We start from the raw sequence: 1448 nt of genomic DNA on the forward strand, positions 1-1448 counted from the left end.
GGAGGCGCTGTGAATACCTCCCTGTACGTATATGGAGTCCTCCCCGTTTGCAAGCACGAGGCACGATGGTCGGTAGGTACGACTGCACACGTATATCCGGTCTCGTTAATGATGCTCTGATGAGCATCGGACCTTGATGGGCTATCCGCACGTCAGCTCCCAATCGCTACCTCGAGCTCAAAAGGCTCAGCGTCCAGAAGGGGTTGTCTGACGTCGGTTCGACCTGTTCGCCATCCTGCAGCATGCTCAGCAATCGTGGTGGACGATGCTCAATATTACACTAACGTGCTAAATCCAATCGTTTTTCATGCCGACAGCCGCGACGCCAGCGACGCATCATAGGCCGTCTCATGGCGGGTTACCGCCCAGGCGATCCGTGCCGTCTTGTTGGCCAGTGCGACGACCGCCACATTGGCATGCTTGTGCTCGGCCAGGTGCCTGACCCACTGGCTCAGGCCGTCGTCCTTGGTGCCCACATGCCGGAGCACCGAGCGCGCGCCATGCACCAGTAGCTTGCGCAGGTAACTGTCACCGCGTTTGCTGATGCCCAGCAGGCGGTCTCGCCCCCCGGTGCTGTGCTGTCGCGGCGTCAAGCCGAGCGAGGCGGCAAAATCTCGCCCCCGCCGAAAGCTCTTGCCATCGCCGAGGGCGCCGGCCAGCGCGGTGGCGGTCAGTGGACCGATACCCTGCAGCGTCATCAGCCGCTTGGCCACGGGGTCGGTCTTGGCCTGTCGCTCGAGGCTCGCCGTGACCGTCGCGATGCGCTCATCCAGGTGGCGCAGATCCTCGGCAAGGCCGGCAAGCAGGACACGAAAGGCATCCGTCAGCCCGTTGTCTGCCGCTTCCAGCCAGCGAGGCAGGGCGGCACGCAACTGACCGATACCCACCGGAGCGACCAGGCCATACTCCCCCACCAGCCCGCGTATCTGGTTGGCCTTGGCCGTGCGCTGCCGTACCAGCTCTTCACGAATGCGGTGTGCCGCCTGGGTATCCTGCTGAGCGACGCTCTTGACGGCCACGAAGCGCATACTGGGCCGCCCCATGGCTTCACAGATCGCTTCGGCGTCGACCCGGTCATTCTTGTTGCTCTTCACGTAGGGCGTCACGAACTGTGCGGCGATCAACTTGACGCGATACCCCCGCGCCTGCAGGGCCCGCGCCCAGAAGTGAGACGAGGCACAGGCTTCCATGCCGATCTCGGCTCCCGCCGGCACCCGCTTGCTGACCGCATTCAGCCATTTTTCGCGGGTGTACTTACCTTGCCACTGCACCTGATCATGGCGATCGACGCCGTGGACATGAAAAACAGACTTTGCGATATCGACGCCGACACGGGTAATGTTCATGACGAGTTCTCCTCACCCTCAGGCTGGTTGGTGTTCTCGCCCACCAGTGTGGCGCAACGACGCCGATATAGGGTGGGGAGGACTCCATCCCATTGCTACCGA

1 protein-coding gene is annotated in these 1448 nt (G+C 62.6%); it reads right to left on the reverse strand.

The window, feature by feature from the left end; all coding sequences use genetic code 11:
• Positions 1-305: 305 nt before the first annotated feature.
• Positions 306-1346, reverse strand: a complete 1041-nt coding sequence (locus Q673_RS31715) for an IS110 family transposase (protein WP_023006782.1) — start codon at positions 1344-1346, stop codon at positions 306-308.
• Positions 1347-1448 lie beyond the last annotated feature (102 nt).

This window comes from Halomonas sp. PBN3 (genome assembly GCF_000475415.1).
Lineage (GTDB): Bacteria > Pseudomonadota > Gammaproteobacteria > Pseudomonadales > Halomonadaceae > Halomonas > Halomonas shengliensis.